We start from the raw sequence: 26,965 nt of genomic DNA, 5'->3' as shown, positions 1-26,965 counted from the left end.
TCAGTTGGCCGACAGCGGCGCGGCAAAGGGGGCAGTTAGCGGCGCGTTGTCGAAGTTCTTGATCAGCTCGATGAGGATCTGCGTTGCCGGGCCGAGTACCCGATCCTTGTTGCTGTAAAGGTAGAAGCGCGGCTTGCGGATGCCACCCTGTTCCATCGGCAGCGGCTTGAGCAGGCCTTCTTCCAGCTCGCGGCTGATGATGTGCGCGGGTAGCCAGGCAAAGCCCAGACCACTGCTGACGAAGGTGCGTGCGGTGGACAGGCTGCCCACCGTCCAGCGCTGCTCGGCGCCGAGCCAGCCGACGTCGCGCGGCTGGGTGCGCCCGGAGTCGCGGATCACCACCTGCATCTGGCTCTCCAGATCCTGGAAGCTGACGGTGCGCTGCAGGCGGTGCAGGGGATGCTCGGGGTGGGCCACGGCGATGAAGTCCACCTCACTCAGCTGCATGCCCAGGTAACCGGTGAGATCCAGGCTGCTGATGGCCAGGTCGGCGGAGCCTTCGCGCAGCACTTCCTCGACCCCGGACAGCACTTCCTCGCGCAGGCGCACGCGGCAGCCGCGGCTCTGCGGCATGAAGGCGGAGAGGGTGCGCACCAGGTTGGCGGTGGGGTAGGCGGCGTCTACGACCAGACGCACTTCGGCTTCCCAGCCCTGTTCCATATGGTGGGCCAGCTCTTCCAGCTGGCTGGCCTGCTTGACCAGGTGGCGCGAGCGGCGCAGCAGCACTTCGCCGGCCTCGGTGAGCACTGCCTTGCGCCCGTCGATGCGCAGCAGCGGCACCCCGAGCTGTTCCTGCATGCGCGCCACGGTGTAGCTCACCGACGACTGCGAACGGTGCAGGGCGTCGGCAGCCTGGGCGAAGCCGCCATGGTCGACCACTGCCTGCAGGGTGCGCCATTGATCCAGGGTGACACGGGGCGCTTTCATCGCCGCTTCCTCTTCTCTACTCTGTGCCTCCTCACTGGGAGACTGTCGATGAAAAAACTCTGCCTGGCCTTTGCCGCGCTGCTGCCGCTGACTGCCTTTGCCTACCCGACGGAGCTGAACAAGCAGCTCAATGGTGCGGAAGTCTCCGCCACTGTCGAGGACATCGACGCCGATATCGGCTCGGTCATGCTGTTCAACTACGGCCAGGCCGCTGCCACCTGCAGCGCGGTGTTCCGCAATGGCCCCGAGGCACCACGTACGCGCAAGGCGGAGCTGCAGCCGGGGCAGAGCACCAACCTGACCCTGAAGTTCGGCCGCAAGATCATCAAGCTGCGGGTCGATCTGGAGTGCAGGCCGCTCTGAGCCAGCAGCCTAGTGCGGGGCTACTGACAAATCAACTTAATCGATTATTTAAAGCGGATATTTACGCTTTTTTATCGATATGTCTCACCTTAGTCTTTCTCCATCGACGCACAACAACCCCGATGGAGTTCAAGTCATGTCCCAAGTCCTGGTTATCGAAAGCAGCGCCCGCACCGAAGGTTCGGTATCCCGCCAACTGACCGCCGACTTCATCGGCCAGTGGCAAGCCGCCAACCCGCAGGATCAGATCAAGATCCGCGACCTGGCCGTGGAGCAGGTGCCGCACCTGGACATCGACCTGCTCAGTGGCTGGATGAAACCGGTCGAGCAGCAGAACGCGACCGAGAAGGCTGCCGCCGCCCGTTCCAACCTGCTCACCGACGAACTGGTGGCTGCCGATGTGCTGGTGCTGGCCGCGCCGATGTACAACTTCGCCATCCCCAGCACCCTGAAGTCCTGGCTCGACCATGTGCTGCGTGCCGGCGTCACCTTCAAGTACACCGAGACCGGCCCGCAGGGCCTGCTCACCGGCAAGCGCGCCTTCGTCCTCACCGCCCGTGGCGGCGTGTACAGCGGCAGTGCCCTGGATCACCAGGAACCCTACCTGCGCCAGGCGCTGGCCTTTGTCGGCATCCATGACGTGACCTTCATCCATGCCGAGGGCCTCAACATGGGCGCCGAGTTCCAGGAGAAAGGCCTGGCCAAGGCCCGCGAGCAACTGGCCAAGGTCGCCTGACTCCCCGATCTTCCCGCTACTCTCCTGCACCCTGCTCCGGGTGCACCCCTGCCGGTCGAGTGAGAGCTCGGCCGGCTTTTTTATGCCTACCGATCCACACTCTCTGCGGGCCCGCACAGAGGTGGCGAGACGGCCGATGCGCCATGCTGGTGCATATTGCCTTCCCTCTGTCGGGAGGCTGGGGTAAGGTCGCCGCCTTTTGTCCGCCGGGGAGGGTATATGAGGCTTTCGGGGCGCGGCGTGGTGCTGTCGGTTACCGCGTCGCTGTTGTTCGTGCTGATTCCCGGCTATGTCCGCGAACTGGCGCCGCTGGATGGGCTGCAGGTGTTCGCCCAGCGCGTGCTCTGGTCGATCCCAGCAGTGTTGTTGCTGGTGGCCCTGGCGCGCCAGTGGGCGGTGCTGGGCGCGGCCCTGGCTCGCCTGCGGCGCGAGCCGCTGCTGGTGCCTGCGCTGCTACTGGCTGCCGTGCTGATGGGCGTGCAGTGGCTGCTGTTTGTCTGGGCGCCGCTGGCCGGGCGCATGCTCGATGTCTCGCTCGGCTACTTCCTGCTGCCGCTGGCCATGGTGCTGGTCGGCCGGCTGTTCTACGGCGAGCGCCTGCGTCCGCTGCAGCGTCTGGCGGTCGTGTGCGCCCTGCTCGGGGTGGCGCATGAGCTGTGGCTGACCCGGGCGTTTTCCTGGGTGACGCTGGTGGCGGCCCTGGGCTACCCGCCGTATTTCATGCTGCGCCGCTGGATGCGCCTGGACGCGCTGTCCGGTTTCGTTCTGGAGATGCTGGTGCTGGCGCCGCTGGCCATCTGGCTGATCCACGCCTACGGGCCGCCCGCCGTGTACAGCCAGGCGCCGCAGCTGTGGTGGCTGCTGCCTGGGTTGGGCCTGCTCAGTGCCCTGGCCTTCGGCGCCATGATGGCCGCCAGCCGCCTGCTGCCGCTGGGGCTGTTCGGCATCCTCAGCTATGTCGAACCGGTACTGCTGTTCGGTGTGGCGGTGGTGTTTCTCGGCGAGGCCTTCGATCTGCGTCAGTTGTGGACGTATGCACCGATCTGGCTGGCTGTGCTGCTGACCGGATGGGACAGCGCGCGCCTGTTGCGCAAGCAGGCCCGCCGCGGTCTATAGCGGGGGTTGCAGCTGCTCGGCGAGGCTGGCTTCAGGCAGCACGTGGTAGTGCAGCTGCACCACGCCACTGCTGAAGCTGCGTTGCTCGTGCAGGCTCAGAGGCCGTTCCAGCCCGGTGGAAAACAGCGGGATGCCGGCGCCGAGCAGGTAGGGCACCAGGCTGACCACCAGTTCGTCGACCAACCCGGCGGCAAAGCAGTTGCCGGCCAGCGAGCCGCCGCCCACCAGCCAGATGCGCTGATAGCCCAGCTCGGCGAAGTCGGCCAGGGCTTCGGTGGGCGTGCAGTGGCGCATGCTCACTCCGGCCGGCAGGGTGCTCTGCGGATTGCGCGTCAGTACCGTGCAGGGCTTGCCCGGGTAAGGCCAGGGGCCGCCGAAGGATTGCAGGGTATCGAAGGTCATGCGCCCCATCAGCAGGGCGTCGATGCCATCGTAGAAGGCCTGGTAACCGTGGTCGTCAGGGCTGGTCTGGATCGCCTCCAGCCAGTCGACCCGGCCATCCGGACGGGCGATGTAGCCGTCCAGGCTGGCGGCCACGTAGTAGATCAGTGCAGGTTTCATGGATTGCCCCCAAACGCCGACGAAGGCCCCGGCAGGGGCCCCTGATCAGTGGAGTGGCGATGGCAGGCAAAGGTTCCGGCTGTCGCTCAATCCAGCACGTTTTCCAGAACCTGGTAGATCAGCCCGGTGGCGAGGGTGACCAGCACCACGTCGGTACCCACCTGCTGCCATTCGTAGCCGTCGTAGTGCGGCAGCTGGCCGAGCAGGCGGTTGTCGAAGCGCTTGGCGATGCCGGGCGGCAGCGGCTTGCCGCGCGCCAGGTTCTTGCGGATGCCCGGCGGCAGCGATTGCGCCGGGCCGATCAGCTCGCGGTTGTCGCCGAGGATGATGCGCACCCGGCCGATATCGATGCTCGGGCCGCGCAGGTCGACCTGCACGCCGGCATCGCTGCTGCCGTGAGCGTCATGCTTGTCGTGCTTGTCATGTTTGGGGGCGGCACCGGCAGTGAGGCTGAGGATCAGGCTCAGGCCGGCGAGGGTGGGCAGCAGCAAACGAGGCATGGGACAAACTCCTGGAAGAAGTGGCCGTGATACGCCGGAAATCCGGCGGGTCGCTCAGGCCGTGCGGCCCTGGCGCCCGGCCAGCAGGCTCAGTATGGCATTGAGCAGCATGCCGTACAGCGGCACGAACAACAGCAGACTGATGCTCAGTTTGACCCCGTAGTCGACGGTGGCGATCTCTACCCAGTGCTCGGCCATGAAGGGGTTGCTGCTGTGCCAGAAGGCCACCGAGAAGAAGGCGAAGGTGTCCAGCAAGTTGCCGAAGATGGTCGACACGGTAGGGGCGATCCACCACTGCGGCAGCTGGCGCAGGCGGTCGAATACCTGGATGTCGAGGATCTGCCCGAGCACGTAGGCGAAGAAGCTGGCCACGGAGATGCGCAGGACGAACTCGTTGAACTGGCCCAGCGACGCCAGGCCGCGGAACGCACCTTCCTGGAACAGCACCGAGACCACATAGGATGCGACCAGCGCCGGCAGCATGACGCGGGCGATGACCTGGCGTGCCGGGCGTTTGCCAAGCAGGCGTACGGTCAGGTCGGTGGCCAGGAAGATGAACGGGAAGCTGAACGCGCCCCAGGTGGTGTGCCAGCCGAACAGGGTGATCGGCAGCTGCACCAGGTAGTTGCTGGCGATGATGATGAAGATATGGAAGACGATCAGCACCGCCAGCGCAGAGCGCCGACGCTGCTCGGGCAGCAGGGACATGGCAGGACCTTTTTAGTGGATGGGGTTAGGGAACCCATGTGTTCGGGATTGAAAGCGGCGCGCATTCTATCCGCTTGTTCAGTTTTGTACAAAAAACAGGCAGCTGCCGAGGGCGGACGAACAGCCGTTCAGCCATCCAGCGCGGGCTTTTGCACGACAGAAGCGGTCATTTGCGTCGACAACCGGTAACCTATGCAGCTGTTTTGCTGATTCTTGTCGAGGTATCCCCCGTGTTCGCCCAATTCGCCCTGCATGAACGCCTGCTCAAGGCCGTAGCCGAGCTCAATTTCACCGAGCCGACTCCGGTGCAGCAAGCGGCGATTCCGCCGGCCCTGGAAGGGCGCGATCTGCGGGTGACGGCGCAGACCGGCAGTGGCAAGACCGCGGCCTTCGTCCTGCCGCTGCTCAATCGCCTGATCGGCGATGCCACGCCACGGGTGACCATCCGCGCACTGATCCTGCTGCCGACCCGCGAGCTTGCGCAGCAGACCCTCAAGGAAGTCGAGCGCTTCTCCCAGTTCACCTTCATCAAGTCCGGAATGATCACTGGCGGAGAGGACTTCAAGGTGCAGGCCGCCATGCTGCGCAAGGTGCCGGACATCCTGATCGGCACTCCGGGGCGCCTGCTCGAGCACCTGAATGCCGGCAACCTCAAGCTCAACGACGTGGAAGTGCTGATCCTCGACGAAGCCGATCGCATGCTCGACATGGGCTTCGCCGAAGACGTGCAGCGCCTGGCCAAGGAATGCAGCAACCGCCAGCAGACCATGCTGTTCTCCGCCACCAGCGGCGGCAACGGCCTGCGCGAGATGGTCGCCAGCGTGCTGCGCGAGCCGGTGCACCTCAAGCTCAACAGCGTCAGTGAGCTCAACGAAGGCACCCGCCAGCAGATCATCACGGCCGACCACAACTACCACAAGGAACAGCTGGTCGACTGGCTGCTGGCCAACGAGACCTATCAGAAGGCGATCATCTTCACCAACACCCGCGTCCAGGCCGATCGCTTGTGGGGCAAGCTGGTGGCGGCGGAGTACAAGGTTTACGTGCTGCACGGCGAGAAGGATCAGAAGGATCGCAAGCTGGCCATCGACCGTATCAAGCAGGGCGGGGCCAAGGTGCTGGTTGCCACCGACGTGGCCGCCCGTGGCCTGGATGTGGAAGGCATGGATCTGGTGATCAACTTCGACATGCCGCGCTCCGGCGACGACTACGTGCACCGCATCGGCCGCACCGGCCGTGCCGGCACCGATGGCCTGGCCGTTTCGCTGATCACCCACAGCGACTGGAGCCTGATGTCGAGTATCGAACGCTACCTCAAGCAGCGTTTCGAGCGGCGCAACATCAAGGAGCTGAAAGGTATCTACCAAGGGCCGAAGAACCTCAAGGCCTCCGGCAAGGCGGCCGGCACCAAGAAGAAAAAGACCGACAAGAAGGACGCTGCCAAGAAGCCAGCTGCCAAGGCTGCCGCACCCAAGCGCAAGCCAAGTGCCCGGCCGAGCAGTGCGCCTTCGGCGCTGGTCAGCCAGGACGGCATGGCTCCGCTCAAGCGCAAGAAGCCCGCGGCGGAGTGAAACGAGAAGGGGCCCCGAGGGGCCCCTTTTTCATGGCGCCTACGCTCAGGGCACGATCAGGATCTTGCCGTCGCGCTCGCCGCTGGCGGCTGCGGCAATCGCTTCCTTGATCTGGCTGACGTTGTAGGTGGCGGCGATGCGCGCCTTGAGCTTGCCGCTGGCGATCAGCTGGGTCAGCTCGCCGAACACCTTCATCTGCTCGGCCGGGCTGGCCTTCTGGAACCACTTGGCCAGCCAGAAGCCGCGCAGGGTGACGTCACGGAACACGAAGGAGGCCGCCGACACCTGGCACGGCTCTCCGCTCATCAGACCGTAGTTGACCAGCACGCCGCCCTCGCTGAGGGAGGCCGCCAGGTGGTCGGTGGATTTGCCGCCCACGGCATCAATGCCCAGCATCACCTTGGCGCCGCCGGTGGCCTCGCGTACCCGCTTGTGCAGATCCGGGCCATCCACCAGCACTACGTCGCCGCCTTCGGCCTTGACCCCGGCCACGGCCGCTTCACGGCGTACCACGTTGAGGGTCTTGAAGCCGCGCAACTTGGCCAGCTGGATCAGGTAGCCGCCGACCCCGGAGTTGGCAGCGTTCTGGATCACCCAGTCGCCCGGTTGCAGGTTGACGAACTGGCTGAGCAGCAGGGAGGCGGTTGGCGGGTTGATGGTCATCATCGCCAGCTGTTGCGGGTCGGCATCCGGCAGCGGGATCAGCTTGGCGGCCGGGGCATGCAGGTGGGTTACCCAGGTGCCGCTACCGACCGGCAGCAGCACGGTCTGGCCGACCTTGAGGTGCTTCACGTCATCAGCCACGGCCTCGATGCGGCCCACGCCTTCGTTACCGCCGATGGCCGGCAGCGGCGGCAGCATGCCGTATTCGCCGGTCAGGGTGAGCACATCGGAGGGGTTGATCGGCGCGGCCAGTACCTTGACCAGTGCCTGACCGGCCGCCAGCGTCGGCAGGCTCAGCGGCACTGCTTCGATGACATCCTGCGGGACTTTGCCGCGGTGCTGGTATTCGGCTTTGAGCATGATATTTCTCCTTGGAGCGCTGGGCAGTGAGCGCTGAGTCTAGCCCCTTGTAGGGTGCTGTGGACGTATCGTGGCTCATACGCGCCGGTGATGGCTTTAGGGGAGGCGGGCGGCCTATGCTTGGCTGATTGGACTCAGGGGGTAGGCATGCGCTTAGGCGTCGGGTTGGCGTGTTGGATGCTGGCGGTCATGCCAGTTTTGGCCGAGCCGCTGCGCATTGGTTTTGGCACCCACAAGCCGCCCTATGTGTTCGAGAACGAGGCGCGCGGCCTGGAGTACGACATTGTCGCCGCCGCCGCCCGTGCCGCCGGTTTCACCCTGGAGGTGCACTACGCGCCGATGGAGCGTCTGCACCTGGCGCTGCGCCGCGGCGAGCTGGACGGTATCGCCACCACCAACCCGAACAGCGGGGGCGAGGCCTTCTACTCGGCGACCTATATTTACTACCACAACGCGGCGGCGGCGCTGTCGTCACGGAATTACCGCATCGCCAGCGTGGCCGACCTGGGCGGCTATTCGGTGAGTGCCTTCCAGCGCGCCCGCCACCTCCTGGGGCCAGAGTTCCAGGCCATGGCCGATGGCAATTCGGGCTATCGCGAGGAGGCCCAGCAGATCAACCGCAACCGCCTGCTCTACAGCGGGCGGGTCGATGTGGTGGTGGGCGATCCGCGCATCCTGCACTTCTTCAATGCCCAGGTGGCCGACCAGGTCGATGTCCGTCAGCCGGTGACCTGGTACTTCATCTTTCCGCCGACCCCTTACAGTGTCGGCTTTCGCCTGGACGAGCAGCGCGCCCGCTTCGACCGGGGCCTGCAGGTGATCCGCGACAGCGGTGAGTATCTGGAGATCGAGCGGCGCTACGCCGACTACTGAGAGCCTCAGAACTTCTCGTGGGCACCCAGGTAGCGCCACTGGCCGACTGGCAGCTTGGCCATGCCGGTGCGGCCGATGCGCAGGCGGCGGATGTTCAATACCTGCAGGCCGACGCTTTCGCACATGAAGCGCAGCTGCCCCGGCTGCACCGCCTTGATGGCGAAGCGCAGGCGGGTTTCGCTCTGCCAGCTGACCTTGCACGGCGGCAGGGTCACGCCCTTGTAGCTGAGGCCGAAGGCCAGGCGCTTGAGGCCGTTGCCGGCCAGCTCTCCGGCGACCTCCACCACGTATTCGTGTTCGAGCTGGTCGCCGTCCTCCTTGAACAGGCGGATCACTGCGCGGCTCTGGCTGAATACCAGCAGGCCGCTGGCGTCGGTTTCCAGCGGGGTAAGCAGATCCAGGCGGCTGAAATGGCGCTGTAGCGGGCGGATGCTGCTGGCATCGTCCGGGCTGCGGCTGGCCAGGTTGAGCAGTTGCTGTACCGAGTTGGCGCCCATGCCGCAGCCCAGGCCGGCCGGCTTGTGCAGCAGCAGGGTCACCGGCGGCAGGGTCTCGGCCACGGCGCCGGGGAGCAGGGCGATCTGCTGGTCACCGACCTTGAACTGCGGCTCCTCCACCACACGGCCATCGACCGTCACCCAGCCACCCTCGATATACAGCTCGGCTTCGCGGCGCGAGCAGGGCAGTTGCTGGGTCAGGCGTTTGGACAGGCGTTCGGTTTCGCTCATGGGGGCGTGGTCGCAGAAAGGAATGAACGCATAGTGTAACCGCCCGCTGCCGGCAGCTGGCAGAACGGGGTGGAAAAGCGTTGGCGTCTTGCAGTCCGGGAGGCGGGGCAGGGCGCTTGCCCTGACCCGCCCGGGCTCAGTGGTGCATCGACTGGGCGGCGCTGTTGCCTTCGCCGTCGGCGGCCAGCAGTTCGTCCGGCATTGGCTCGGTGATCACGCTGAAGTCGCTGATACGTATTGCACCGTGGCCGGCGCCGGTCAGGTGGAAGGAGAAGGCCTTGCGCGTCTTCGGGTTGTCGAAGTCGAAGCTCAGGGTCACCGCCTTGCCGCGCTCCAGGTGCGGCAGCGCGGGGATGGCCAGGGCGACGTCGCGGTCGAACTCCTTGGCCTTGAGCTGCAGGCTGACGCCACGGCGGTCGAGGCCGCTACCCTCGATCTTCAGGGTCACGCGGGTGCGGGTGCCCTGGGGCATCTCCAGGTACTGGGCACCGATCAGGTTGTCCGCCCAGTCGTTGGGCTCCGTGCTTTTCAGCGGGACGCGCTCGCGGTTGGCGAACTGGTAATGCTGGCCGACCTGGCCGCCGGTCAGCGACTGGTCGAGCAGGGCGGCGCGCTGGCTGAACAGGCGCGCCTGGCGGCCGCCGATGCGCCCTAGGTACTGCGCGCTGTCGGCGATGAAACCGCTGCTGGTATAGCGCCGGCAGACCTGCTGGAAGTTGCACTCGGTAAAGGTGTGGCCGTCGTGGTGGCGCAGCAGGCCGTTGGTATAGGACATGATCTCGCGCGGGTTGGCGTAGTCGCGGAACAGCGAGCGCCCGGAGATGTTCTGCGGTACCGGCAGGGCGAAGTAGTCGAGCACCGAGGCGGTCAGATCGACATGCCCGTAGACCCCCTGCTTGACCGAAGGCAGCTGCGCCTGGTCAGGTGCCAGCACCAGGTTGAAGCCCCAGGCCGAGGCCAGGCGCACGTTCTCCAGGCCGTGGGACTCGTCGGAGGTGAGGATCACCAGGGTGTCCTTGAGCACGCCCTGTTTTTCCAGGGCATCGAGGAAGTCGGCCACCGCGTCATCCAGGTAGCCGATGGCGGCCTGCTTGTTGGTGGCGTAGCGGGCCAGGTACTCCGGCGGAGCGGAATAGGGCTGGTGGGTGCCGACGGTGAGCAGGGTGAGCATCCACGGCTGCTTCTTCTGGCGCAGCTGGGTGACGTACTTCAGCGCGCCCTCGAAGTAGGATTTGTCGTCCATGCCCCAGGGGAATTCCAGGTAGGGCTTGTTCTTGAACCAGTCGCGGCCGTGGGTCTGCTGGAAACCCATGTGCGGCATGATCTGATCCTTGGCCATGAAGCGCAGCCCGGCGCCCTGCAGGAAGTGGGTGCTGAAGCCCTGGAAGCGCAGCTGTGCGGGCAGGCATTGCAGGTTGCGGGTCTGGCTGTTGAGCAGCTCCACGCCCTTGGGCGTGCCCGAGTCGAGCTTGGGATAGTCGCCGCAGAGCATCGAGTACAGGCCGCGGATGGTCTGGTGACTGTGCAGCACGTAGTCCGGGGTGGTCATGCTGCGCTCGGCCCACTGGCTCAGGCGCGGCATCAGGTCTTCCTGATAGCTGCTGTGCAGCAGGTTGCGGTTGCGCGCGATGTAGGCGCCGGGGATGCCTTCCATGGTGACGATCAGCACGTTGCGCGCCTTGCCACCGTTGGGCAGCAGCGGCGTGCCGTTGAGGTCGAGGCGGGCCAGGTCGGCGATGTCCGGCGGGGTGGCGCTGTCATCGCCGTAGTACCAGTCCTCGGCGGCCACGCTGGCGCGGTTGAGGTTCTCCGCCAGCAGCTTGTGCGGCAGGTTGAACAGCTTCCACTGGTCGGCCTCGCTGGGCTCGGCGTACTGGATGGCGGCATGCCCGGCGAGCAGGGCCAGGGGCACGGCATAGGTGGCGCGCGGCAGCGCCGGCCAGCGCTTGCGCCCGCTGAGCAGGCAAGCCAGCACGCCCAGGCCGAGGGCCACTGCCAGCAGCGGGTAGCGGATGCCGGCGCCCTGGGTGGAGTGGCTGACGAATTGCGGATCGCCCAGGTACTTGAGGTCGCTGGGTTCGGGCATGCGGCCCACGGCGTTGACCAGCTCGGCGTTGCCCAGCAGCATCAGCGCCCAGACCAGCATCAGCGGCACGGCCAGCAGCGGGCGGCGGTAGCAGAGCAGCATCAGCAGGCTGCCAATGGCGAGGTCGGAAAGGTAACCGGAGAGTTCTGACCAGCCCAGCCAGTAGCGGCTGGCAACGGGCAACAGAAGAAACAGCACCCCGAGCGAGGTGAGCGAAACGGCAGGGTGCAACAGCCAGCGGCTGAAAGGGCGCACAGGAGCTCCTGAGATAGGACAGCGAGAATCCGTGTTGTTATGACCGGCAACCTGCGACTAAGTTGCCTGGTGCCATGATTCTGAAACATGCCCGTGCTAGGCGCCAGTGTCGCGGCGGCCATCCATCCGCTGCCCGGTGCAGCGCGTCGCGGCGCCAGCGGGTAGAATGCCGGCCTTGCAGACAAGGTGGTGAACATGGCTCTGATCGGGCGCTACAACTCTCTTCAGGTGGTCAAACAGACCGACTTCGGCCTCTTTCTGGACGGCGGCAGCGATGGTGAAATCCTCCTGCCCAACCGCTACGTGCCCAAGGGCGAGCCGTGCGAGATCGACGACTGGCTGAACGTCTTCGTCTACCTGGACAGCGACGACCGCATCATCGCCACCACCGAGAAGCCCAAGGTGCAGGTCGGTGGCTTCGCCAGCCTCAAGGTGGTGGATATCAACCGCGTCGGCCTGTTCTTCGACTGGGGCCTGAGCAAGGATCTGTTCATGCCGCACTCGGAGGAGAAGCGCCCGCTGCAGGTCGGCGACTACTGCGTGGTGCACGTCTACCTTGACCGCAGCAAGCGCATCACCGCCACCGCGCGGCTGGATCGCTACCTGGACAATGTGCCGGCCAGCTACAAGGTCGGCGAGGCGGTGGAGTTGCTGGTGGTGGAGCAGAGTGACCTCGGCTTCAAGGCCATCATCAATGGCAAGCACTGGGGCCTGATCCACAAGAACGAGGTGTTCAAGTTTCTCCGCGGCGGCATGCAGGAGAATGGCTTCATCAAGGAACTGCGTGCCGACGGCAAGATCAGCCTGAGCCTGCAGCCGATCGGACGCGAGGCCGCCGGCGATCTGGCCGAGCAGATCCTCACCCGCCTGCGCGAGCAGGGCGGCCGCCTGGCGCTGTCCGACAAGAGCCCGCCGGAGGCCATCAGCAAGGTCTTCGGGGTGAGCAAGGGCAACTTCAAGAAGGCCATTGGCGGCCTGTACAAGCAGGGCCTGATCCGTATCCTCGACGACGCCATCGAGCTGCTCTGAGGGCTGGGCAGTACGGGCGGATGCGCCAGTGGAGTTTCTAGAGCAGTTGCTCTAGATTCGCCATAGCCACCCGCCAGGAGAAGTCGCGATGGTCGATGCCCTGCAGTTCGCCGATGACCGCTTTCACTGTCCTGTCACCCTCTATCCCGCACGGGACGCGCGTTACACCCTGATCGTGCTGCCCGCCCTGGGCGTCAGTGCCCGTAGTTACGGGATGCTGGCGCAGGTGCTGGTCGGCGCCGGCTACAACGTGCTGGTGGCCGACTGGCCGGGCCAGGGCGAGAGCCGGCCACGGCCCAACTGGCGCTTCAACTACGGCTACCGCCAACTGGTGGAGGAGTTCCTGCCCAAGCTGCTGAGCCTGGCCGGGCGACACTTTTCCGGTACCCAGCTGGTGCTGCTGGGGCACAGCCTCGGCGGGCACATCGCCACCCTGTATGCAGCGGCCAACCCGGCCAGCCCGGTGCGCGTGGTCGGTGTTGCTTGCGGCAACATCCACTACCGCCACTGGAGCGGCCTGGGCCGGCTGCTGACGCCCAGCGTGGCGATCCTCTGCAACCTGCTGGCCGGCAGCCTCGGTCATCTGCCGGGCAAGCGCATCGGTTTCGGCGGCCACGAGGCGCGGCGGCTGATGCGTGACTGGGGGCGGGTGGCGTTCAGCGGCAACTACCGTCACCTGGACTTGCCGCTGGCGCCGGCGACCAGCAACCGCGTCAGTTCGCTGTTCATCCAGATCGAGAACGACAACTTTGCCCCGCCGGCCTCGACCCGTGGACTGGCCGAGCTGATTCAGGCCGAGCCGCAGATCGCTCAGCTGCCTTCGCCGCGCCCGCCCCACGAGAACCCGCACAGCGCCTGGCTGCGGGCACCGCAGGGCGTGGTCGCATGCGTCAAGGAGTGGCTGGGGCCGCTGCCGGCCTAACCAGGGCGCAGAGCTGCTCCTGCAGCAATTGCAGGGCGGCGTGAACGAAAGCCCGGCGCTCGTCGCTGGCCACCGCGGCTTGCCAGCGGAAGGCCATGCCCGCAGCCCCGATCGGGCGAACCAGCAGGCCGCTCTCGTCGCCCTGCAGCTGGCGCCGGGGCAGCAGGCTGATACCCAGGCCGGCGCGCACCAGGGCGATGATCGTGGCGATGTCCTGGATATGCTGCAGCGAGCCCAGCTCGATACGCTGCGGGTGCAGGTAGCGGCGATAAAGCAGGGATTGCTCCAGCTTGAAGTGATAGAGCAGGTCGGCTCCGGCCAGATCGCTGGCCTCCAGCCAGGGCTTGGCGCCCAGGGCATGGCCCGGCGGCAGGATGGCGACTATTTCGTCGCGGTTCAGCGCCAACCAGTCGACACCGCTGGCCGAGCTGGTTTCGCCGAGAATGGCGATGTCGCAGTCGTGGGCCAGCAGGCTGTCGAGCAGATTGGGCACCTGTTTGACCTGCACCTCGATCTGCGGGCAGCGCTGGCGGAAGTGCTGCAGGAAAACCGCCAGCCAGTCACTCAGGTGCATGCGGTCGATGGCCAGACGCAGGCGCCCGGAGTCGCCATGGGCATAGCGCGCCAGATGTTCTTCGAGCACCGCCACGTCGCCGAGAATGCGCTGGGCGTGGTCATCGAAGGCCAGGCCGGCCTCGGTCGGCAGCATGGCTTTCTGGGTACGCTGGAACAGGGCCAGGCCGAGGCGCTCTTCCAGTTCGGCCAGCTGCTTGCTCAGCGCCGGTTGCGAGATGAACAGCGCCTCGGCGGCGCGGGTGAGATTGCCGGTCTGGCTGATGCTGCGCACCAGACGCAGATGCTTCATTTCCAGGCGCACGAGAGCCGCTCCAAATCCTTTGGTCGGCGCCATCTTCCCTGCTGGGGACGGTGCGGGCAAGCCCGCTCAGTCCAGTGAGCGGGCCGGGATCAGGTCGTGGCGGGGGTCTTCCAGGCGACGGATGGCCACCTGACAGCCGCCGCGCACCCGGGGGTCGGCACGCGACTGCAGCACCACCATCTGCCCGCCGATCTTCTTCAGCAGGGCGCGGTCGTACTCCATCAGGCGGTGGCAGGCGGCCACATCGCCGCTGCCTTCCAGCGAGCAGGGGAAGCTGATCTCGCAGTAGGCGGTGTCGTCCTCCACGCGCTCGATACTCCAGAACTGCGGCAGGCCGAACAGTCGCCGCCATTCCTCGGCGATGGCCCGGGTGCCCTGCTGTGACTGGCCACGGTTCTTGCGCCAGATCAGGCTCGCCAGCAGGCGCGCCATCCAGCGTGTGCGCCAGTGCCAGCCGGTGCGCGCCAGCGGCCCGGTGAAGCCGTTGACCCGCTGGTAGAGGGCGATCTTCTGCTCGTCGCTGCTCATTGCGGCAGCAACAGCAGAATGCTGACCACCAGCAGCACCAGCATGGTCAGGCCATGGCTGGCCTGGCGCAGCAGGAGCAGGCGGGCGAACAGGCCGGTGCAGTAGAGCAGGCGCAGCATGATGAAGGCGAAGCCGAGGGCGGCGGTCAGTGCCGGGCTGATCTGCCCGCTGGTTTCGCCCAGGTAGAGCAGGACGATGAACAGCACCGACTGTTCCAGGCTGTTGCCATGGGCGCGCACGGCCTTGAGCAGGTCGGTCTTGCCGCCGTCGCCGAAGGCGACCTGGTGACGCATGCGCAGGCGCGAGATGTTGAGTGACAGGCCGATCAGCAGCAGGGACAGGATCGCGGCGATATAGATGCTGTAAGGCATGGGTGTTCCTCGTTGTTGTTATGGTTACCGACGAGGTTAGGGGCAGGCTCCGCCGAAGTAAAAGCGCCAGTGCTCATGGCGGCGATTCCCTGGGGTTATGGCAGACAAAAGAAAGCCCGGTACGAGACCGGGCTTTCGCGGGGGCCGGCAGGCCGGGTAACTAGGCGGCAGGACGTTGCTGGCGCTGGTAGAGAAACTCCAGCACCGCCGTGCGGTACTCGTGGTAGCGGGCGTCGTTGGCCAGGGCCAGGCGATTACGCGGGCGCTGCAGTTCGACCCGCACGATATCGCCGATGGTCGCCGCCGGGCCGTTGGTCATCATGACGATGCGATCCGACAGCAGCACCGCCTCGTCGACATCGTGGGTGACCATCACCACGGTGCTGTGGGTCTGCCCGACGATGCGCAGCAGCTCGTCCTGCAGGTGGGCGCGGGTCAGGGCGTCCAGCGCGCCGAACGGCTCGTCCATCAGCAGCACCTTGGGTTCCATGGCCAGGGCGCGGGCGATACCGACGCGCTGCTTCATGCCGCCGGAGATCTCGTTGGGATGTTTGTGCGCGGCATGGTCGAGGCCGACCATATGCAGCGCGGCGGCGGTGCGTTCCTTCAGCTGGGTCTTGTTCTCCTTGCCGGAAAAGACCTTTTCCACCGCCAGGTAGACGTTGCCGAAACAGGTCATCCACGGCAGCAGGCTGTGGTTCTGGAACACCACGGCGCGTTCCGGGCCGGGGCCGTCGATTTCGCGGCCGTTGCAGATCAGCCCGCCTTCGCTGGCCTCGAGCAGGCCGGCGATCAGGTTGAGCACGGTGGATTTGCCGCAGCCGGAGTGACCGATCAGCGAGACGAACTCGCCCTTGGCGATGCTCAGGTTGACGTCACTGAGCGCCTGGAAGCGGCCTTTCTTGGTATCGAAGTGTTTGCTGACGGCGGTCAGCTCGACGAATTTTTCCATCAGGGTTCTCCTGGCTGGGGTAGGAGCGAGCTCTGCTCGCGAAAAACTGGTTCGCGAGCAGAGCTCGCTCCTACATGAATGGATTCAGCTGGTGTAGTCGAAGCGCTTGGCCAGCAGGAGCAGGGCCTGCTCCAGGGCCAGGCCGACCAGGCCGACGATGATGATGGCGATGAGGATGTGTTCGACGTTGAGGTTGTTCCACTCGTCCCACACCCAGAAGCCCAGGCCGGTGCCGCCGGTGAGCATCTCCGCAGCGACTATCACCAGCCAGGCCACGCCGATGGCCAGGCGGATGCCGGTCATCAGGTGCGGCAGCACGGCGGGGAACAGGATGCGGGTGAGCACCTTGAACTCCGACAGTTTGAGCACGCGCGCCACGTTGAGGTAGTCCTGCGGCACGCTGGCGACGCCGGCGGCGGTGTTGAGGATGATCGGCCAGATCGAGCTGATGAAGATCACCCAGATCGAGGCCGGGCCGGCGGCCTCGAACACCAGCAGACCGATCGGCAGCCAGGCCAGCGGCGATACCGGACGCAGCAGGCTGATGATCGGCGAGAGCATGCTGGCCAGGAAGGCGAAGCGGCCGATGGCGAAACCCAGCGGAATGCCGATCAGCGCCGCCAGGCCGAAGCCCAGGCCGACTCGGCCAAGGGAATGCAGGATATTCCAGCCGATGCCCATGTCGTTCGGGCCGTTGTCGTAGAACGGATCGGCGAACAGCTCCAGTGCCGAATACCAGGTCGACAAGGGGCCCGGTAGGCCCTCGCTGCGCGCCGCGATCAGGGCCCAGAGGCCGATGAACAGGGCAATGCCGAGCAGCGGCGGGATAACGGCCTTGAGCAGGTTGGTGAGGGCCTCCGCGCCAGGCAGGGCCTGGCGCGGAGCACTGCTGGAGGCAGGCGGGGTGGCCATCGTCAGTGGTGTTTTCACTGGAGCGTTCATCGAAGTGCCTCCGAAAATCACGCTTTGATGGCGAAGGAGTTGGCGTAGGCGGCCGGGTTGGAGCCGTCCCACACCTTGCCGTCGATCAGGGTACTGGCGCGCATCACGCTGCTTGGTACGGCGATGCCCAGGGCGCTGGCGGCCTCGCTGTAGAGCTTGGTCTGGTTGATTTGCGCGGCCACGGCGGCGTAGTCCGGCTCATCCTTGATCAGGCCCCAGCGCTTGAACTGGGTGAGGAACCACATGCCGTCGGAGTGGTAGGGGAAGTTCACGCTGCCGTCCTTGCAGAAGGCCATCGCGTGCTTGTCCTGCCAGCTATTGCCCAGGCCATCCTCATAGTTGCCGAGGAAGCGCTGTTCGATCACTTCGCTTGGCGCGTTGACGTAGGCCTTGCCGGAAATCAGCTTGGCTGTGGCCTTCTTGTTCGCCTCGGAGGCGTCGATGAAGCGGCTGGCGTCGAGGATGGCCATGACCAGGGCGCGGGCGGTGTTGGGGTTCTGTTCGACGAACTCGCGGGAGCAGCCGAGGACTTTCTCCGGGTGGTCGGCCCAGATCTGCTGGGTGGTGGCGGCGGTGAAACCGATCTTGTCGAACACCGCACGGGCGCCCCAGGGCTCGCCGACACAGAAGCCGTCCATGTTGCCGACGCGCATGTTGGCGACCATCTGCGGTGGTGGCACGGTGATGGTCTTCACATCGCTCAGCGGGTTGATGCCGTAGTTGGCCAGCCAGTAGTACAGCCACATGGCGTGGGTGCCGCTGGGGAAGGTCTGGGCGAAGGTCAGCGGGGTGCCGCCTTGCTTGATGTGCGCAGCCAGTTGCTCGCCGGTGGTGACGCCGGCTTCCTTGAGCTGCTTGGACAGGGTGATGGCCTGGCCGTTCTGGTTCAGGCCCATGAGCACGGCCATGTTCTTCTGCGGCCCGGCCACGCCCAGCTGCGAGCCGTACATCATGCCGTACAGCACGTGGGAGGCATCCAGTTCACCGGTATTCAGCTTGTCGCGCACGCCGGCCCAGGAGGCTTCCTTGCTCGGGTTGATGGTCAGGCCGTATTTGGCGGCGAAACCCTGGGTGGCGGCCACCACCACCGAGGCGCAGTCGGTCAGCGGGATGAAGCCGATATTCAGCACGGCCTTTTCCGGGGCGTCGGAACCGGCGGCATAGGCGGCGCTGCGCAGGAAACCGGGGGCGGACAGGCCGAGGGCGGCCACCCCGCCAACGGTGCCGGCGATGGCGATGGAGTGCTTGAGGAAGTTGCGGCGGCTGCTGTTTACCGGGTCTTTGGAATCACGATCACTCATGGGGTAATCCTTTTCATGGGCAAATAAAAACGGCGTACGCCAGAGAAGCCCGATGGGGAGGGTGCTCTGACGGACGCCGTTGTCCGTGATCCGCGGCCACCGCCGTTGGTGTGCTGCGCAGGAATCTACGGAGAGTGAGTGCAAAGGCCTTGCCAGTTTTTCGCAGGAGCCCTGGATGGGCTGTGAGAGAAACGCTTGCTTCGTCCGCGCGGATGGCGGACGGCTTTTAAATCATCGACTTAGGTGTGTGGCAGGGGCGTGCGCGGGTTGCCGGGTGCCAGCCGGGAAGGGCTTCAATGCGGCGCTGCTGCGCCCTTGTTGGGGCAGCAACGGAGTCTCATGGCGCGTCGCGGTGCGCTTTTGTCCGCACCGCTTTCAGCCTCTCTGGCGTACTGGTGTGTATACCTGGGCCGCTTCGACATACTCCTTGAGCCCGCGCAGCACCTGTACCGCCTCCCAGCGCGAGGGGTCATACAGGGCATAGGCCTGGCCCTGGTAGCCGATCACATCCAGCTGCCGGTGGTAGCCGGCCCGCTGCAGCAGGGCTTCGATCTCGGCAAAACAGGTATTGAAGTGCTCGCGCTTGAAAGGGGTGCTCTTGCCGGTCACCAGCCCCTCCAGTTGCAGCTCGGCAACCAGGCCATGCACCTGCTCCAGAGGCATCTGGTTCACTTTGTTCTTCAGTTGCAGTACGTCCAGCATCGCGATGCTCCTGTGGATTCGACGGGCGTCCCCGAGGGCTTGCAGGGATGCCGGCTAGATTAAGCGAAAAGTGCTGTACAAATAAACAGTGCTGGATAATAGTACAGCTACGCACTGCTGATCGATCCCGTTCGCGAGTCACCGCAAGAGGAGTCGCCCTATATGCACCGCAAGCTGATGACAATTGTGCTATTGGCCCTGCTGGCAGGCTGTGCCCAGCCGCAGCTGGAGCAACCCAAGGCCAATGGCGCCTATCTGGTGATCGAAGGGGGCGAGGCCTGGGCCGTGCTGGTGTCGGATGGGCGGCGGGTCGAGGAGGCGGGCAGGGTGCTGGACGTAGTGCGGCTGCCCAGTCAGCACTCCAGCATCGCCGCCAGCTATGTGATCGATACGCCCCATTGCGGGCGCCTGCAGTGGCTCACCGAGCGCAGCGGCCAGGGCGAGGTGACCCGCCTGGCCCAGGGGCATGCGGATGCCCTGGAGCGCCCCGGCTGCCGGATCGCCAGTGGTCTGGGGCGCGCCTGGACGGCGCTGGATTATTCGGGGTGAGAGCGCGAGCCCACAGCTGAAGCCGCGGGCTCGCTGATTTGCACCGGGCTTAGTCTTCGGCCTTGCGCGACTTGGCGGGAGCGGCCGGCAGCAGGCCGTCGGCACGGAACATCGCCTTGATCCCGCGGATGGCCTGGCGGGTGCGATCCTGGTTCTCGATCAGGGCGAAGCGCACGTGGTCGTCGCCGTAATCACCGAAACCCAGGCCCGGCGAGACGCAGACCTTGGCCTCCAGCAGCAGCTTCTTGGCGAACTCCAGCGAACCCAGGTGGGCGTAGGGTTCGGGGATCTTGGCCCAGATGTACATCGACGCCTTGGGCTTCTCCACCATCCAGCCGGCCTCGTGCAGGCCCTTGACCAGCATGTTGCGGCGCTGCCGATACTGCTCGGCGATATCGCGCACGCACTGCTGGTCGCCTTCCAGGGCGGCGATGGCGGCTACCTGCAGCGGGGTGAAGGTGCCGTAGTCGTGGTAGCTCTTGATCCGCGCCAGAGCGCTGACCAGCTCCGGGTTGCCGACCATGAAGCCGATACGCCAGCCGGCCATGTTGTAGCTCTTGGACAGGGTGAAGAACTCCACGGCGATATCCTTGGCGCCTTCCACCTGCATGATCGACGGTGCCTTCCAGCCGTCGTAGACAATGTCGGCGTAGGCCAGGTCGTGGATCACCAGCACGTCGTACTGCTTGGCCAGGCTCACCACGCGTTCGAAGAAGTCCAGCTCCACGCACTGCGCGGTGGGGTTGGAGGGGAAGCCGAGGATCATCATCTTCGGCTTGGGGATCGACTCGCGGATGGCCCGTTCCAGCTCGGCGAAGAAGTCCACGCCAGGCACCAGCGGTACCGAGCGCACCTGGGCGCCGGCGATTACCGCGCCATAGATGTGGATCGGGTAGCTGGGGTTGGGTACCAGCACGGTGTCACCATGATCCAGGGTGGCCAGCATCAGGTGCGCCAGGCCTTCCTTGGAACCGATGGTGACGATGGCCTCGCTTTCCGGATCGATCTCCACGTCATAGCGATCCTTGTACCAGCGCGAGATGGCGCGGCGCAGGCGCGGGATACCACGGGAAGTGGAGTAGCCGTGGGTGTCTTCGCGCTGGGCGACCTGCACCAGCTTCTCGACTATGTGCGGCGGTGTGGCGCCATCGGGGTTGCCCATGCTGAAGTCGATGATGTCCTCGCCACGGCGGCGGGCGGCCATCTTCAGTTCGGCGGTGATGTTGAAAACGTAGGGGGGGAGACGATCGATGCGCGCAAAGCGGCGCTTGGCATTGTCAGCCATGCTTTCCTCGGAGTACGTAAGCGCCCGGAACCGTCCGAGCGACGTTGGCTGCATGTGGCAACCTGGCGAGGAAGATACGAGAAGCCTTGCCGGCCTGTCCAGCACAGTCGCGGTGTGGACAGGCGCTACAGTTGCCGGGCTCAGTTACCCAGCATGTCGTGCATGGCGATGATCTGCTCAGCCACCTGGATCAGCTTCTGCTGGCGGCTCATGGCCTGGCGGCGCATCAGGGTGTAGGCGTCTTCCTCGTTGCAGCTTTTCATCTTCATCAGCAGGCCCTTGGCCAGTTCGATGCGCTTGCGCTCGGCCAGTTGCTCGTCGCGAGCCTGCAGCTGGGCGCGCAGGGCCTGATCGCTCTCGAAGCGGGCCATGGCTACGTCAAGGATCGGCTGCAGGCGCTGGGCGTGGATGCCTTCGACGATATAGGCGCTGACTCCGGACTGGATCGCCTGGCGCATCACGCTGGGGTCGTGTTCGTCGGTGAACATGACGATCGGGCGGGGCTGGTCGCGGGTCACCAGCACCACCTGTTCCATCACATCGCGTCCGGGCGACTCGGTATCGATCAGGATCACGTCGGGGCGCACGGCCTCGACGCGTTCGGGCAGGTCGATGGTCAGCCCGGACTCGTCGATGACCTCGAAGCCCGCCTCGATCAGCGCGCTTTTCAGGCGGCCGACCTTCTTCGGGGTGTCGTTGATCAGGAGAATTCGCAGCATGTCGGTGTTCCGTTACAGGGCGATGGGCGCGGTGTGACCGCTGCGGGCATGAATGGCGAAACTCTGGGCATAGCCAACCGGGTCGCTGCCGTCCCAGACGCTGCCGTCAAGCAGGGTGGAGCGGCGCATGGCGCTGTCCGGTACGGCAATGTCCAGTGCCTCGGCGGCCTGCCGGTACAGCTCGAGCTGGTGGATCTGCCGGGCAATGCCGAGGTAGTCCGGGTCGTCCTTGAGCAGGCCCCAGCGGCGGAACTGGGTCATGAACCACATGCCGTCGGACAGCCAGGGCATGGTCACCTCGCCATTGGCGAAGAAGCGCAGTGGGTGGGCATCCAGCCAGGCGTGGCCGATGCCGTCCTGGTACTGGCCGAGGAAGCGCGGCTCGATGGTCGACAGCGGGGCGTCGACGTAGTCGCTGCCGCTGATCAGCTGGGCGGTGCTGCGCTTGTTCTCTTCATTCTCGTCGATGAAGCGGCTGGCTTCGAGCACAGCCATGGTCAGGGCGCGCGCGGTGTTGGGGTACTGTTCGACGAATTCGCGGGTGACGCCGAGGACTTTCTCCGGGTGATCGGCCCAGATCATCTGGCTGGTGGCGAGAGTGAACCCCTGTTCCTCGTCGACCGCCAGGGCGCCCCAGGGACCGCCGGCGCAGAAGCCGTCGATGCGCGCGGCCTTGAGGTGGGCGACCATCTGCGAGGGTGGCACCACCACGGTGTTGACGTCTTCCAGCGGATGGATGCCCTGGGCGGCCAGCCAGTAGTTCAGCCACATGGCATGGGTGCCGGTGGGGAAGGTCTGGGCGAAGGTCAGTTTTGCACCACTCTGGCGCACACGGCTGGCCAGTGCCTCGGCGCTGTTCACCCCGGCACGCTTAAGTGGCTCGGAGAGGTTGATCGCCTGGCCGTTCTGGCACAGGCCCATGAGGATGGCCATGTCGGTGGCCGGGCCGCTGAGGCCGAGGTGAATGCCGTAGACCTGGCCGTACAGGGCCTGGGCCGCATCCAGCTCGCCGGACAGCAGTTTGTCGCGCAGGGTGGCCCAGGAGGCCTGGCGCTGCAGGTTGAGCGTCAGGCCGTAGGGCTGGGCGAAGCCCTGGGTGGCGGCGACGATCAGCGAAGCCGAGTCGGTGAGGGCCATGAAGCCCAGGTTCAAGGCGCTCTTTTCCGGGGCATCGCTGCCTGCGACCCAGGCCAGGTTGTCGCTACGGGTAGTGTCGTTCGTGCTCATGTGCTTTGTTCCGCCGTTGAACAAAAAGGCGCCGTCCCGGTTACCGCGGTTGGGTAACCAGAAACGACGCCATTGTCTATGAACTGACTCCGCCGTTGGAGAGAGTTATGTTGGCAATGCTCAAGCAAGCGATATGCCAGCATTCTCGGCGGGCAAAAAGAACCCCGCCATGGCGGGGTTCTGTGCTGCTGTAAGGGGCGTTCAGCGTTCCAGCATCTGCTTCACGTTGGCTTGTGGAATCTGCTGCACGCGGCCTTCGCTGTCTTCGAATTCGAGCATGCCGGTATCGCGATCCAGTTCCGGCTTGCCATGGCTGGTGAGCATCTGGCCGTCGGTGGTGGTGATGATGTATTCGCTGGAGCAGCCGCTCAGGGCGAGCAGGCAGCAGGTGAGAAGCCAGTATTTCATTGATGCACTCCCTGATGGTCGAAGCGGGGTCGGAAGCGCCGACCCACCCGAAGAAAGTTAGCTCCTGCCGAACTGCCCGCAAGGCGGTGGAAAAGAAAAAGCCCCGCACTAGGCGGGGCTCTTCTGGTTGCCGGTGACGCTTAGGCTTGCACGACCGGGATGTTCGCGCTGGCCGCGGCTTCGCGGAACTCGGCGATCTGGTCGAAGCTCAGGTAGCGGTAAACGTCGGCAGCCATGCTGTCGATGTTCTTCGCGTACTCCATGTACTCCTCGACGGTCGGCAGCTTGCCGATGATCGAAGCGACCGCAGCCAGTTCGGCAGAGGCCAGGAACACATCGGTAGCGTCGCCCAGGCGGTTCGGGAAGTTACGGGTCGAGGTGGAGACCACGGTCGAACCGGTCTGGACGCGAGCCTGGTTACCCATGCACAGCGAGCAGCCCGGCATTTCCATGCGCGCGCCAGCCTTGCCGTAGATGCCGTAGTAGCCTTCTTCGGTCAGTTGGTGGGCGTCCATCTTGGTCGGCGGAGCCAGCCACAGACGGGTCGGAATGCCACCCTTGACCTTGTCCAGCAGTTTGCCGGCAGCACGGAAGTGACCGATGTTGGTCATGCAGGAACCGATGAACACTTCATCGATCTTGCGGCCTTGTACGCTGGACAGCAGGCGGGCGTCGTCCGGGTCGTTCGGCGCGCAGAGTACCGGCTCTTTCACGTCGGCCAGATCGATCTCGATCACGGCGGCGTATTCGGCATCTTTGTCGCCTTCCAGCAGTTGCGGGTTGGCCAGCCAGGCTTCCATCGCTTGGGCGCGACGTTCCAGGGTGCGGGCATCGCCGTAGCCTTCGCTGATCATCCAGCGCAGCAGGGTGATGTTCGACTTCAGGTACTCGGCGATGGCGCTTTCCGGCAGCTTGATGGTGCAACCGGCAGCGGAACGCTCGGCGGAGGCGTCGGACAGCTCGAAAGCCTGCTCGACGGTCAGCTCGTTGAGACCTTCGATTTCGAGGATGCGGCCGGAGAAGATGTTCTTCTTGCCTTTCTTCTCGACAGTCAGGAGGCCCTGCTGGATGGCGTAGTAGGGGATGGCATGAACCAGGTCACGCAGGGTGATGCCCGGTTGCAGCTTGCCCTTGAAGCGCACCAGTACCGACTCCGGCATGTCCAGCGGCATGACGCCGGTGGCTGCGGCGAAGGCGACCAGGCCGGAACCGGCCGGGAAGGAGATGCCCATCGGGAAGCGGGTGTGCGAGTCGCCACCGGTGCCCACGGTATCCGGCAGCAGCATGCGGTTCAGCCAGCTGTGGATGATGCCGTCGCCCGGACGCAGGGACACGCCGCCGCGGGTCATGATGAAGTCCGGCAGGGTGTGGTGGGTGGTGACGTCGATCGGCTTCGGATAAGCCGCGGTGTGGCAGAAGGACTGCATCACCAGGTCAGCGGAGAAGCCCAGGCAGGCCAGGTCTTTCAGCTCGTCGCGGGTCATCGGGCCGGTGGTGTCCTGGGAACCGACGGTGGTCATCTTCGGTTCGCAGTAGGTGCCCGGACGGACGCCTTGGCCTTCCGGCAGACCGCAGGCGCGGCCGACCATCTTCTGGGCCAGGGTGAAGCCCTTGCCGGTGTCGACCGGAGCGACCGGTTTCTTGAACAGGTCGGTGACGCCCAGGCCCAGCTCGGCGCGGGCTTTCTCGGTCAGGCCACGGCCGACGATCAGCGGGATACGGCCGCCAGCGCGAACTTCGTCGAGCAGTACGTCGGTTTTCAGCTCGAAGCTGGTGACCAGTTCGTTGCTGCCATTACGGCGTACTTCGCCTTTGTACGGGTATACGTCGATGACGTCGCCCATGGCCAGGTTGGTGCAGTCGAATTCGATCGGCAGGGCGCCGGCGTCTTCCATGGTGTTGTAGAAGATCGGGGCGATCTTGGTGCCGAAGCAGAAACCACCAGCGCGCTTGTTCGGCACGTTGGGGATGTCGTCGCCGAAGAACCACAGCACCGAGTTGGTGGCGGACTTACGGGAAGAACCGGTACCCACTACGTCGCCGACGTAGGCAACCGGGAAGCCTTTGGCTTTCAGGGCTTCCATCTGCTTGATCGGGCCGACCGAACCCGGAGCGTCCGGGTTGATGCCGTCACGGGCCATTTTCAGCATGGCCAGGGCGTGCAGCGGGATGTCCGGACGCGACCAGGCGTCAGGCGCCGGGGACAGGTCGTCGGTGTTGGTTTCGCCGGTGACCTTGAATACGGTCAGGGTGACTTTCTCAGGCACGGCCGGGCGGTTCTTGAACCACTCGCCATCGGCCCAGGAAGCCAGAACGGCCTTGGCGTTGGCATTGCCGGCCTTGGCTTTCTCGGCAACGTCGTGGAAGGCGTCGAACATCAGCAGGGTGTGCTTCAGTTGCTCGGCGGCAACGGCGGACAGCTCGGCGTTGTCCAGCATTTCGACCAGGGTGGCGATGTTGTAGCCGCCCTGCATGGTGCCCAGCAGCTCAATGGCGTGTTGCTTGCTGACCAGCGGGGAGCTGGCTTCGCCCTTGGCGACAGCGGAGAGGAAACCGGCCTTGACGTAGGCGGCTTCGTCGACGCCCGGCGGAACGCGATTGGTGAGCAGGTCGACCAGGAAGGCTTCTTCGCCGGCCGGAGGATTCTTCAGCAGCTCTACCAGGCCTGCAGTTTGTTCGGCGTTTAGCGGCTGGGGTGCAATACCCTGGGCGGCACGCTCTGCTACATGTTTGCGATAGGCTTCAAGCACAGTTATTACCCTCATCAGTGGTCGCGGTGGCTCGCGACGCTCATCCAGAAAACCATCGCACACTGCGCCTTGGAGCTTTTTGAGCACCTCGGCCGGTGTGTCGATAGCCTCATACAAGAAGCTGTTTTCAAAGTTTTACGCCGCAGGAACAGGGGCGATGAGGGCTGGCGCAGGTCGTGAGGAGGGCTCGCAGACCTGGCGCCAACGTCGTTCCTGGCGGATTAACTGTGCTCGTGACGCTTTGAAAACAGCTTCTGACGGACATCGACGCCTAAAAAGGCGTGCCGATTCTACTGGAAGAGCGCGGCAAAGTTAAGCGCAAAGCCCGAGGCAATGCGGCCGCTGGGCGGTTGCTGATGCGATCTATCGGTCGCCAGGTGTCCGTCCGGTCAGGGTGACCCCCTTGGCCTAAGCCGTTAATATGCTCTGCCTGTTTTCCTGATCGTCCCTTCCGCCATGCCCCATCAGCGCATCAAGACGCCCTGCGTCGGCCTCTGTTCCACCGTTTACGGCGACCTTGTATGCCGCGGCTGCAAGCGCTTTCACCATGAGGTGGTGAACTGGAACCTGTATGCCGAAGAAGAGAAGCACGCGGTCTGGCGGCGCCTGGAGCAACTGCTGGTGCAGGTGATGGAAGGCAAGCTGGAGGTGTTCGACGCCGCCCGGCTGCGCCAGCAGCTGGAGCAGCACCAGGTACGCTTCGTGCCGGAGCAGTCGGAGTATTGCTGGGCCTATCAACTGATCGCCCGCGCCTCGCGGCTGATCAACCGCCTGGATGCCTATGGCCTGGCGCTGCTGCCGGAGTTTCGCGATTGGCCGCTGCCTGATCTGCGCGAGGCCATCGATCGCGAATTCTTCCTGCTCTCCGAGGCGCACTACGAGCGTTACATCGCGCCGAAGTTTCTGCGCGAGGGTATGGAAATCCGCGTCTGAGCCTGACTCAGGTAGCAAAAAGC

Annotated in this window: 28 protein-coding genes; 9 read left to right on the top strand and 19 right to left on the bottom strand. The window is 65.1% G+C overall.

Going from position 1 to position 26,965, the window contains the following annotated elements; translation table 11 throughout:
- Window positions 1-927, bottom strand: a complete 927-nt coding sequence (locus A9179_RS15040) for a LysR family transcriptional regulator (RefSeq protein WP_187807028.1) — start codon at window positions 925-927, stop codon at window positions 1-3.
- A gap of 48 nt (window positions 928-975) precedes the next feature.
- On the opposite strand from A9179_RS15040, the gene A9179_RS15035 reads away from it, so the two are divergent.
- The 3 genes from A9179_RS15035 (at window position 976) to rarD (ending at window position 3,142) form a co-directional block, all read left to right on the top strand.
- A complete protein-coding gene (locus A9179_RS15035; RefSeq protein WP_187807027.1) occupies window positions 976-1,290 on the top strand; it encodes a 3-phosphoglycerate kinase in 315 nt (104 codons plus the stop codon).
- Window positions 1,291-1,426: 136 nt separating this feature from the next.
- On the top strand, window positions 1,427-2,026 hold the full coding sequence (locus A9179_RS15030) for an FMN-dependent NADH-azoreductase (protein ID WP_187807026.1): 600 nt from the start codon (window positions 1,427-1,429) through the stop codon (window positions 2,024-2,026).
- A 219-nt stretch (window positions 2,027-2,245) separates the two neighbouring features.
- Window positions 2,246-3,142 (top strand): EamA family transporter RarD, encoded by an 897-nt coding sequence (rarD, locus tag A9179_RS15025; RefSeq protein ID WP_187807025.1) that lies wholly within the window; start codon window positions 2,246-2,248, stop codon window positions 3,140-3,142.
- Here the strand turns inward: rarD and A9179_RS15020 are convergent.
- The 3 genes from A9179_RS15020 to A9179_RS15010 form a co-directional block, all read right to left on the bottom strand.
- A complete protein-coding gene (locus tag A9179_RS15020; RefSeq protein WP_187807024.1) occupies window positions 3,137-3,703 on the bottom strand; it encodes a dihydrofolate reductase family protein in 567 nt (188 codons plus the stop codon). The two genes, rarD and A9179_RS15020, sit on opposite strands and share 6 nt — an antisense overlap.
- A gap of 86 nt (window positions 3,704-3,789) precedes the next feature.
- Window positions 3,790-4,203 carry an anti-virulence regulator CigR family protein gene (locus A9179_RS15015; protein ID WP_187807023.1) on the bottom strand — a complete coding sequence of 138 codons (414 nt, stop codon included), beginning with the start codon at window positions 4,201-4,203 and terminating at the stop codon, window positions 3,790-3,792.
- Between the two features lie 54 nt (window positions 4,204-4,257).
- Window positions 4,258-4,911 (bottom strand): 7-cyano-7-deazaguanine/7-aminomethyl-7-deazaguanine transporter, encoded by a 654-nt coding sequence (locus A9179_RS15010; protein ID WP_187807022.1) that lies wholly within the window; start codon window positions 4,909-4,911, stop codon window positions 4,258-4,260.
- Window positions 4,912-5,141: 230 nt separating this feature from the next.
- Here A9179_RS15010 and A9179_RS15005 point away from each other — a divergent pair, with 230 nt between their 5' ends.
- Window positions 5,142-6,482 carry a DEAD/DEAH box helicase gene (locus tag A9179_RS15005; RefSeq protein ID WP_187807021.1) on the top strand — a complete coding sequence of 447 codons (1,341 nt, stop codon included), beginning with the start codon at window positions 5,142-5,144 and terminating at the stop codon, window positions 6,480-6,482.
- Between the two features lie 45 nt (window positions 6,483-6,527).
- Here the strand turns inward: A9179_RS15005 and A9179_RS15000 are convergent, their stop codons facing one another.
- The gene (locus tag A9179_RS15000; RefSeq protein WP_187807020.1) at window positions 6,528-7,505 is read right to left on the bottom strand and encodes a zinc-dependent alcohol dehydrogenase family protein; all 978 of its coding nucleotides are present in this window, start codon (window positions 7,503-7,505) and stop codon (window positions 6,528-6,530) included.
- 189 nt (window positions 7,506-7,694) lie between these two features.
- Between A9179_RS15000 and A9179_RS14995 the strand changes: the two genes are divergently transcribed.
- Entirely contained in the window at window positions 7,695-8,378 is a 684-nt protein-coding gene (locus A9179_RS14995) for a substrate-binding periplasmic protein (protein WP_262410600.1), read from the top strand.
- 5 nt (window positions 8,379-8,383) lie between these two features.
- Here the strand turns inward: A9179_RS14995 and A9179_RS14990 are convergent, their stop codons facing one another.
- Window positions 8,384-9,106: an rRNA pseudouridine synthase gene (locus A9179_RS14990; RefSeq protein ID WP_187807018.1), complete on the bottom strand. Its 723-nt coding sequence runs from the start codon at window positions 9,104-9,106 to the stop codon at window positions 8,384-8,386.
- A gap of 136 nt (window positions 9,107-9,242) precedes the next feature.
- Entirely contained in the window at window positions 9,243-11,447 is a 2,205-nt protein-coding gene (locus A9179_RS14985; RefSeq protein ID WP_187807017.1) for an LTA synthase family protein, read from the bottom strand.
- 195 nt (window positions 11,448-11,642) lie between these two features.
- Here A9179_RS14985 and A9179_RS14980 point away from each other — a divergent pair, with 195 nt between their 5' ends.
- Together A9179_RS14980 and A9179_RS14975 are read left to right on the top strand one after the other, a co-directional pair.
- Window positions 11,643-12,476 (top strand): CvfB family protein, encoded by an 834-nt coding sequence (locus A9179_RS14980; protein ID WP_187807016.1) that lies wholly within the window; start codon window positions 11,643-11,645, stop codon window positions 12,474-12,476.
- 88 nt (window positions 12,477-12,564) lie between these two features.
- Complete coding sequence (locus A9179_RS14975) at window positions 12,565-13,398, top strand: alpha/beta fold hydrolase (protein ID WP_187807015.1); 834 nt, start codon at window positions 12,565-12,567, stop codon at window positions 13,396-13,398.
- On the opposite strand, the gene A9179_RS14970 is transcribed toward A9179_RS14975, so the two are convergent.
- The 7 genes from A9179_RS14970 to A9179_RS14940 form a co-directional block, all read right to left on the bottom strand.
- Window positions 13,367-14,263, bottom strand: coding sequence for a LysR family transcriptional regulator (locus tag A9179_RS14970; protein ID WP_187807014.1), 897 nt, complete (start codon window positions 14,261-14,263; stop codon window positions 13,367-13,369). The genes A9179_RS14975 and A9179_RS14970 overlap by 32 nt on opposite strands.
- Window positions 14,264-14,341: 78 nt before the next feature.
- Window positions 14,342-14,803, bottom strand: coding sequence for a hypothetical protein (locus A9179_RS14965; RefSeq protein WP_187807013.1), 462 nt, complete (start codon window positions 14,801-14,803; stop codon window positions 14,342-14,344).
- A complete protein-coding gene (locus tag A9179_RS14960; protein ID WP_187807012.1) occupies window positions 14,800-15,174 on the bottom strand; it encodes an MAPEG family protein in 375 nt (124 codons plus the stop codon). Before A9179_RS14960 ends, A9179_RS14965 begins: the two co-directional genes overlap by 4 nt.
- A 160-nt stretch (window positions 15,175-15,334) precedes the next feature.
- Window positions 15,335-16,126 (bottom strand): ABC transporter ATP-binding protein, encoded by a 792-nt coding sequence (locus tag A9179_RS14955; RefSeq protein ID WP_187807011.1) that lies wholly within the window; start codon window positions 16,124-16,126, stop codon window positions 15,335-15,337.
- A gap of 84 nt (window positions 16,127-16,210) precedes the next feature.
- On the bottom strand, window positions 16,211-17,068 hold the full coding sequence (ntrB, locus tag A9179_RS14950; RefSeq protein WP_187807010.1) for a nitrate ABC transporter permease: 858 nt from the start codon (window positions 17,066-17,068) through the stop codon (window positions 16,211-16,213).
- A gap of 17 nt (window positions 17,069-17,085) precedes the next feature.
- The gene (locus A9179_RS14945; protein ID WP_187807009.1) at window positions 17,086-18,369 is read right to left on the bottom strand and encodes a CmpA/NrtA family ABC transporter substrate-binding protein; all 1,284 of its coding nucleotides are present in this window, start codon (window positions 18,367-18,369) and stop codon (window positions 17,086-17,088) included.
- 375 nt (window positions 18,370-18,744) lie between these two features.
- The gene (locus tag A9179_RS14940) at window positions 18,745-19,071 is read right to left on the bottom strand and encodes a transcriptional regulator (protein WP_187807008.1); all 327 of its coding nucleotides are present in this window, start codon (window positions 19,069-19,071) and stop codon (window positions 18,745-18,747) included.
- Window positions 19,072-19,233: 162 nt separating this feature from the next.
- Here A9179_RS14940 and A9179_RS14935 point away from each other — a divergent pair, with 162 nt between their 5' ends.
- Window positions 19,234-19,620, top strand: a complete 387-nt coding sequence (locus A9179_RS14935; RefSeq protein WP_187807007.1) for a hypothetical protein — start codon at window positions 19,234-19,236, stop codon at window positions 19,618-19,620.
- A gap of 49 nt (window positions 19,621-19,669) precedes the next feature.
- Here A9179_RS14935 and alaC read toward each other — a convergent pair whose 3' ends face one another.
- From alaC to acnB, 5 genes are all read right to left on the bottom strand, one after another.
- Window positions 19,670-20,905, bottom strand: a complete 1,236-nt coding sequence (gene alaC / locus A9179_RS14930; RefSeq protein WP_187807006.1) for an alanine transaminase — start codon at window positions 20,903-20,905, stop codon at window positions 19,670-19,672.
- A 140-nt stretch (window positions 20,906-21,045) separates the two neighbouring features.
- Window positions 21,046-21,624 carry an ANTAR domain-containing response regulator gene (locus A9179_RS14925; protein WP_187807005.1) on the bottom strand — a complete coding sequence of 193 codons (579 nt, stop codon included), beginning with the start codon at window positions 21,622-21,624 and terminating at the stop codon, window positions 21,046-21,048.
- Between the two features lie 12 nt (window positions 21,625-21,636).
- Window positions 21,637-22,851 (bottom strand): CmpA/NrtA family ABC transporter substrate-binding protein, encoded by a 1,215-nt coding sequence (locus A9179_RS14920; RefSeq protein WP_187807004.1) that lies wholly within the window; start codon window positions 22,849-22,851, stop codon window positions 21,637-21,639.
- A 201-nt stretch (window positions 22,852-23,052) separates the two neighbouring features.
- Window positions 23,053-23,259 carry a YgdI/YgdR family lipoprotein gene (locus A9179_RS14915; RefSeq protein WP_187807003.1) on the bottom strand — a complete coding sequence of 69 codons (207 nt, stop codon included), beginning with the start codon at window positions 23,257-23,259 and terminating at the stop codon, window positions 23,053-23,055.
- Window positions 23,260-23,399: 140 nt separating this feature from the next.
- On the bottom strand, window positions 23,400-26,009 hold the full coding sequence (gene acnB / locus A9179_RS14910) for a bifunctional aconitate hydratase 2/2-methylisocitrate dehydratase (RefSeq protein WP_187807002.1): 2,610 nt from the start codon (window positions 26,007-26,009) through the stop codon (window positions 23,400-23,402).
- A 456-nt stretch (window positions 26,010-26,465) separates the two neighbouring features.
- Between acnB and A9179_RS14905 the strand changes: the two genes are divergently transcribed.
- Entirely contained in the window at window positions 26,466-26,942 is a 477-nt protein-coding gene (locus A9179_RS14905; RefSeq protein ID WP_187807001.1) for a DUF1289 domain-containing protein, read from the top strand.
- Window positions 26,943-26,965: the final 23 nt, after the last annotated feature.

The sequence above is a fragment of the Pseudomonas alcaligenes genome, from assembly GCF_014490745.1.
Taxonomy (GTDB): Bacteria; Pseudomonadota; Gammaproteobacteria; order Pseudomonadales; family Pseudomonadaceae; genus Aquipseudomonas; species Aquipseudomonas alcaligenes_C.
The sequence above is the reverse complement of the archived record's forward strand: the minus strand, read 5'-3'. Positions and strand labels throughout refer to the sequence as shown.

Excerpts from the sequence above, each read along its gene's own strand:
- A9179_RS15035 (WP_187807027.1), top strand. The coding sequence starts at position 976 with ATGAAAAAACTCTGCCTGGCCTTTGCCGCGCTGCTGCCGCTGACTGCC.
- A9179_RS15030 (WP_187807026.1), top strand. The coding sequence starts at position 1,427 with ATGTCCCAAGTCCTGGTTATCGAAAGCAGCGCCCGCACCGAAGGTTCG.
- A9179_RS14945 (WP_187807009.1), bottom strand. The coding sequence starts at position 18,369 with ATGAGTGATCGTGATTCCAAAGACCCGGTAAACAGCAGCCGCCGCAAC.
- A9179_RS14960 (WP_187807012.1), bottom strand. The coding sequence starts at position 15,174 with ATGCCTTACAGCATCTATATCGCCGCGATCCTGTCCCTGCTGCTGATC.
- A9179_RS15020 (WP_187807024.1), bottom strand. The coding sequence starts at position 3,703 with ATGAAACCTGCACTGATCTACTACGTGGCCGCCAGCCTGGACGGCTAC.
- alaC (WP_187807006.1), bottom strand. The coding sequence starts at position 20,905 with ATGGCTGACAATGCCAAGCGCCGCTTTGCGCGCATCGATCGTCTCCCC.
- ntrB (WP_187807010.1), bottom strand. The coding sequence starts at position 17,068 with ATGAACGCTCCAGTGAAAACACCACTGACGATGGCCACCCCGCCTGCC.
- A9179_RS15000 (WP_187807020.1), bottom strand. The coding sequence starts at position 7,505 with ATGCTCAAAGCCGAATACCAGCACCGCGGCAAAGTCCCGCAGGATGTC.
- A9179_RS14975 (WP_187807015.1), top strand. The coding sequence starts at position 12,565 with ATGGTCGATGCCCTGCAGTTCGCCGATGACCGCTTTCACTGTCCTGTC.
- A9179_RS15010 (WP_187807022.1), bottom strand. The coding sequence starts at position 4,911 with ATGTCCCTGCTGCCCGAGCAGCGTCGGCGCTCTGCGCTGGCGGTGCTG.
- rarD (WP_187807025.1), top strand. The coding sequence starts at position 2,246 with ATGAGGCTTTCGGGGCGCGGCGTGGTGCTGTCGGTTACCGCGTCGCTG.
- A9179_RS14935 (WP_187807007.1), top strand. The coding sequence starts at position 19,234 with ATGCACCGCAAGCTGATGACAATTGTGCTATTGGCCCTGCTGGCAGGC.
- A9179_RS15040 (WP_187807028.1), bottom strand. The coding sequence starts at position 927 with ATGAAAGCGCCCCGTGTCACCCTGGATCAATGGCGCACCCTGCAGGCA.
- A9179_RS15015 (WP_187807023.1), bottom strand. The coding sequence starts at position 4,203 with ATGCCTCGTTTGCTGCTGCCCACCCTCGCCGGCCTGAGCCTGATCCTC.
- A9179_RS14970 (WP_187807014.1), bottom strand. The coding sequence starts at position 14,263 with ATGAAGCATCTGCGTCTGGTGCGCAGCATCAGCCAGACCGGCAATCTC.
- A9179_RS14920 (WP_187807004.1), bottom strand. The coding sequence starts at position 22,851 with ATGAGCACGAACGACACTACCCGTAGCGACAACCTGGCCTGGGTCGCA.
- A9179_RS14995 (WP_262410600.1), top strand. The coding sequence starts at position 7,695 with ATGCCAGTTTTGGCCGAGCCGCTGCGCATTGGTTTTGGCACCCACAAG.
- A9179_RS14955 (WP_187807011.1), bottom strand. The coding sequence starts at position 16,126 with ATGGAAAAATTCGTCGAGCTGACCGCCGTCAGCAAACACTTCGATACC.
- A9179_RS14990 (WP_187807018.1), bottom strand. The coding sequence starts at position 9,106 with ATGAGCGAAACCGAACGCCTGTCCAAACGCCTGACCCAGCAACTGCCC.
- A9179_RS14965 (WP_187807013.1), bottom strand. The coding sequence starts at position 14,803 with ATGAGCAGCGACGAGCAGAAGATCGCCCTCTACCAGCGGGTCAACGGC.
- A9179_RS14980 (WP_187807016.1), top strand. The coding sequence starts at position 11,643 with ATGGCTCTGATCGGGCGCTACAACTCTCTTCAGGTGGTCAAACAGACC.
- A9179_RS14925 (WP_187807005.1), bottom strand. The coding sequence starts at position 21,624 with ATGCTGCGAATTCTCCTGATCAACGACACCCCGAAGAAGGTCGGCCGC.
- A9179_RS14915 (WP_187807003.1), bottom strand. The coding sequence starts at position 23,259 with ATGAAATACTGGCTTCTCACCTGCTGCCTGCTCGCCCTGAGCGGCTGC.
- A9179_RS14940 (WP_187807008.1), bottom strand. The coding sequence starts at position 19,071 with ATGCTGGACGTACTGCAACTGAAGAACAAAGTGAACCAGATGCCTCTG.
- A9179_RS14905 (WP_187807001.1), top strand. The coding sequence starts at position 26,466 with ATGCCCCATCAGCGCATCAAGACGCCCTGCGTCGGCCTCTGTTCCACC.